Raw genomic sequence first — 4,870 nt, forward strand, 5'->3', positions numbered from 1 at the left:
GGTGGTCGAGGGAATCAACAATAAACTTAAACTAATAAAACGGAGAGGCTATGGCTTTAGAAACTTTCGGAATTTTTGGGTTAGAAGTATGTTATCTTGGCATCTTGTCTGTTGATTTAGCATAAAGGGTAACGAAGAGCCACTATCAGGATTATGGTCACGACGCATTACAAAAGAACATCGCCTAGTTTATAGCGTGTCTGATCAAGAAATTGTTATTATTTCCTGTAAATTTCACTACTAATAATCGCCAGAAATTCCAGAACTAGCTTAGAGCAAGAATTAGGGAACACGAAAACTTAAGAAGAATTTCTGAAGAAAGGGAAAACCAACCTACATTTTTCTTTTATTCTTGTCCAACACCACCATCGAATACTGTCCTATCCCTAGAGAAATTAATTGAATAGAACATTGCAAGTCAAAACAGGATTATGTTGATTTTGGACTCGACTTTAACACTCTTGAACACTTTAAACAGGATTTAGTATTACACAAGAGCTAGAACCTCTGGAAATGCGTTGCAAGGGAGACCCTTGCAACGAGGTAGAAACGAGAAGAACCACTTACTTATTAATTTTTCACAAAAGTAAATTTACCATTTTTACCATCGGCATCCATTTTAATTTGTGCCACGGAGAATTTATCCTGAATGATTTCTCCTTCGGGAGTAAAAGCAATATCTCCCAAGACAGTGACATACTTACCCACTAAAATTTCCTGATTTAATTGTTGGCGAATTTGTTCGAGGGAAAGTGTACTGAGTTTATTTTTATCATCTACCCGTTTTAAGGCCTCGACAAAAACTTGAATTCCCGTAAAAGCTTGAGCGGTAAATTGGGGCGGTGCTTTTTTATTTTCTGCTGTATAAGCGGCGACAAAATCCCGATTAATAGGACTATCTAATTCCGGGTTATAAGCTTGAGCAATGATAATGCCATCACATTGAGCCTGACAAACCGGGAAAATATTAGAAGTATTTAAACCATTGCCACCAATAATTAATCCCTGATAGCCTAATTGTCGCAACTGTTTGACCAAATTGCCCCCGTCAGCAACCAAACCAGAAATAACCACTAAATCCGGTTTAATATTAATAGCGGCGGTGGCTTGGTTTTGAAAATCTGTATCGGTGGTTTGGAATTTCTGCACGGTGACAATATCAAGATTTAAACTCTTCAGGGTTTCTTGAAAAGTTTCCGTTTCCGATTTACTAAAAGCATCATTTTGGGCAAAAAAGACAGCCACTTTTTTAATCTTGGGATCGATTTTTAAAGCGGTTTTAACCGCATTGGGAGCGACCACAGCCACAGGAGCGGACACCCTACCCACATATTCACCGATCTGGGGGATACCTTTAGCCGTGTTAGACGGGCCGAGAATGGGAACTTTGGCTCGATCGGCGATCGGACTAGCGGCAAAAGCTTGCTGGGAAAGGGAGGGACCAAGAATACCCACCACCTTATCTTGAGTGATTAGGGTATTAATGGCGTTGATCGCTCCCGGTTCATCCCCGGCCACATCCTGGATAATAACTTTAATCGGTGTTCCATTGACTCCGCCCTTTTTATTAAAATATGTTTCAGCCATCTTGACACCGATCACCTGTTCCTGTCCCAATAGGGCGAGATTGCTGGTTTGAGCTAAAGCTGCGCCGATGGGAATAGCGGCAGTGGCGGCGTTTTCTGCGGGACTGGGGTTAGTTTGACCGGTGGGAGTGCCGGAATTACAGGCCACCACTAGACCAAAAGTGACTAGGGATAAGATTAAGGGGATTAATAAACGTTTTCTGAGCATCTTAACTCTCCAGGAGGATGATATTGTTGATGACACTATTATTTCGCTAATCGGGTTGATTTCAGCGATAATTCTCGACGCGATCGGACCGGATTTTGCTCCCTTAGCGCCCTTTCTTTCCCCTAATTTTGTCGATTAACCTCCCCGTCTCACCTCCGTTTTCAGAAAAACGATTTGCCTTTTCTGGTTCTGTCGCCTAACCTAGTAGTTAGGGAATCTATTATCGCCTTTCCCGTCCACAAACCCCGAAGCGAAAACATCCATTTAAGATTATGACTAACCCCGTTATTCACGCCTTTTTCCTCGGACGAGCGATCGCTGAAGTGATCGGTGAACAGCTAGAAGATGCGTTTACCAACGCTTTAAGCGAATTAGGCAAATTTGATGCCGAACAACGGGAAAACCTGCGGCAATTCGTCGAAGAAGTGCAAATGAGAGCCGATCAAGCCATGGAAAAGGGAGTATATACTGGTACAGAGTCCAGTGGTTCCTCCAGTGCCGATGTGCAGGAAAACATCGACGAAATGCGCGCCGAAATCGCCCAATTGCGCTCGGAACTAAAAAACTACCAGAATTAACCCAAAACCCCCTTTTAGTCGCTTTAAAGCCCCAAAAATTGCGTGTCAGCCTTTCTACCCGTCCCCGTTACCCCAGAGTTAAACCCAGCAATGCCGGCCCTCGAAGTCGCCAAAAATAGCTATCGTTGGAATCGAGAAAGCTATTCCATCAATCGTCGTCGTCTAGATATTTGGCGATTCGTTCTGACTGTACTTTATCAATTCTGGCTCAACGGTAAAAAATGGAGCTATAACGGCGGCTATAGCCAAGAAAAACTCGCCGGCAGACGCAGAAAACAGGCCGCTTGGATTCGGGAAACCATGCTAGAATTGGGACCGACTTTTATTAAAGTCGGTCAACTGTTCTCCACTCGCGCCGATCTTTTTCCCCTCGAATATGTGGAAGAACTCTCGAAACTACAGGATCAGGTTCCCGCATTTACCTACGAACAGGCCAGCAAAATTATCGAGGTATCCCTCGGTAAACCCCTGCATAAACTCTTTAAAAGCTTCGATCCCATCCCCCTAGCAGCCGCTAGTTTAGGGCAAGTTCACCGGGCCCAACTGAACACCGGGGAAGATGTGGTGGTCAAAGTCCAACGGCCCGGATTGAAAAAATTATTTAGTATCGATCTGGCCATCCTGAAAAAAATCGCCCAATACTTCCAAAATCATCCTAAATGGGGTAAAGGTCGCGATTGGACGGGTATTTATGAAGAATGCTGTAAAATTCTCTGGGAAGAAACCGATTATCTCAACGAAGGTCGTAACGCCGACACTTTTCGCCGTAATTTTCGCGGGGAAGATTGGGTTAAAGTACCAAAAGTCTATTGGCGCTACACCTCTCCCCGGGTTTTAACCCTAGAATACCTCCCCGGCATCAAAATCAGTCATTATGAGGCCCTAGAAGCGGCAGGACTCGATCGCAAATTGTTGGCTAAACTGGGGGCAAAAGCCTATCTAGTTCAACTGCTCAATAACGGCTTTTTTCACGCGGATCCTCACCCTGGCAATATCGCCGTTGATAGTGATGGCTCCTTAATTTTCTACGATTTCGGCATGATGGGACAAATTAAAACCAACGTGCGCGAAAAATTAATGCAGACTCTCTTGGGAATTGCCCAAAAAGATGCCGATCGCGTGGTCACTTCTCTGGTAGATTTAGGAGCATTAACTGCTAATGGTGATATGGGAGCAGTGCGGCGCTCGATCCAGTATATGCTCGATAACTTCATGGATAAACCCTTTGAGGAGCAATCCGTGGCCGCTATCAGCGATGATCTCTATGAAATCGCCTACGATCAGCCTTTTCGCTTTCCCGCTACCTTTACCTTCGTCATGCGAGCATTTTCTACCCTGGAAGGGGTAGGCAAAGGACTCGATCCCGAATTTAACTTTATGGAAGTGGCCCAACCTTTTGCCCTGCAATTAGTACATGATATGACAGGAAATAATGGCAGTAATATCCTCGATGAGTTAGGACGGCAAGCGGCCCAAGTGAGCAGCACCGCCCTGAGTTTACCCCGACGCATCGATGATACGATCGAAAAATTAGAACGGGGTGATATCCGTGTCCGGGTACGTTCGAGCGAATCCGATCGACTTTTACGGCGATTGGGTATGATTCAAATGGGAACCAACTATACTTTACTGATCAGTGCTTTGCTCATCTCAGCAACGCTTCTATTTGTCAGTGGTTTTGGTTGGTTAACTTTAGTACCGATGGCGATTTCCCTGCTTCCGGGGATAGCCCTTGTGAGACTTTGGCGAAAAATTGAACGTCAGGATCGTATGATGTAATCGATCGCAGGATAATAAATATTGTGTTAGCAGCAGAAATTTCGGTCACTAACCCCGCCCTAAAAGGGACGGAGCTTGCCTAAACCAATTTAGGCGACGCAAGTAGAGACTACCGCATCGAGACACAATCTGGCACAGACCTCCGAATACTTCCCTAGTTCGGATTACCTCTAAGCTTTATTGGTAAAGCGTTGTTAGACAAGACATCTTGATTGTGTTGCGGAAAGGGACTTTAACTTTACTCTTAAGGATTATCTCCATGGCAAGAGTTCCTGTTATCTCAAAAGACGGAAACCCGTTGATGCCCACCAAACCCAGTCGGGCCAGACGGTGGATTAAAGAAGGAAAAGCTATCGGTAAATTCAACGACTTAGATATTTTCTATGTCCAGCTAATCGATGAACCTTCCGATAGTAAAACCCAACCGATTGCCATTGGTATTGACCCGGGGAAATTATTCTCTGGAATTGGCGTTCAATCCTCCCTTTTTACTCTTTGGAAGGCTCACTTAGAACTTCCTTTTAAACGAGTAAGAGAGCGCATGGACAATAGACGGTTAATGCGAAAAGGACGTAGAGGAAGACGGATTAACCGCCAACTTCCTTTTAATCTAAGAGCGCATCGACAAAAACGATTTTCAAATAGAAGAACAGGAAAATTAGCTCCCTCAATCAGAGCTAATCGTCAACTTGAACTTCGAGTCGTTTCCGAACTAACCA

5 protein-coding genes and 1 pseudogene are annotated in these 4,870 nt (G+C 44.4%); 5 read left to right on the forward strand and 1 reads right to left on the reverse strand.

Going from position 1 to position 4,870, the window contains the following annotated elements; genetic code table 11:
* Nucleotides 1-115: transposase (locus tag O9295_RS21440; RefSeq protein WP_130758671.1), on the forward strand; the 115-nt coding region annotated here is incomplete at its 5' end.
* Nucleotides 116-244, forward strand: a pseudogene (locus O9295_RS21445) (Txe/YoeB family addiction module toxin); the annotation flags it as partial.
* 326 nt (nt 245-570) lie between these two features.
* On the opposite strand, the gene O9295_RS21450 reads toward O9295_RS21445, so the two are convergent.
* Nucleotides 571-1,794 carry an ABC transporter substrate-binding protein gene (locus tag O9295_RS21450; protein WP_288035194.1) on the reverse strand — a complete coding sequence of 408 codons (1,224 nt, stop codon included), beginning with the start codon at nt 1,792-1,794 and terminating at the stop codon, nt 571-573.
* Between the two features lie 272 nt (nt 1,795-2,066).
* Between O9295_RS21450 and O9295_RS21455 the strand changes: the two genes are divergently transcribed.
* The 3 genes from O9295_RS21455 to O9295_RS21465 all read left to right on the forward strand — a co-directional run.
* The gene (locus O9295_RS21455) at nt 2,067-2,372 is read left to right on the forward strand and encodes a DUF6825 family protein (protein ID WP_147071563.1); all 306 of its coding nucleotides are present in this window, start codon (nt 2,067-2,069) and stop codon (nt 2,370-2,372) included.
* 90 nt (nt 2,373-2,462) lie between these two features.
* On the forward strand, nt 2,463-4,151 hold the full coding sequence (locus tag O9295_RS21460; protein WP_288035199.1) for an ABC1 kinase family protein: 1,689 nt from the start codon (nt 2,463-2,465) through the stop codon (nt 4,149-4,151).
* A 259-nt stretch (nt 4,152-4,410) separates the two neighbouring features.
* Nucleotides 4,411-4,870, forward strand: a 460-nt coding sequence (locus tag O9295_RS21465; RefSeq protein WP_288035196.1) for an RRXRR domain-containing protein, incomplete at its 3' end; no start/stop codon positions are given.

It is taken from the genome of Microcystis sp. LE18-22.4A, from assembly GCF_027531105.1.
Classification (GTDB): domain Bacteria; phylum Cyanobacteriota; class Cyanobacteriia; order Cyanobacteriales; family Microcystaceae; genus Microcystis; species Microcystis aeruginosa.

Coding starts and splice junctions, on each gene's coding strand:
- O9295_RS21455 (WP_147071563.1), top strand. CDS start 2,067: ATGACTAACCCCGTTATTCACGCCTTTTTCCTCGGACGAGCGATCGCT.
- O9295_RS21450 (WP_288035194.1), bottom strand. CDS start 1,794: ATGCTCAGAAAACGTTTATTAATCCCCTTAATCTTATCCCTAGTCACT.
- O9295_RS21460 (WP_288035199.1), top strand. CDS start 2,463: ATGCCGGCCCTCGAAGTCGCCAAAAATAGCTATCGTTGGAATCGAGAA.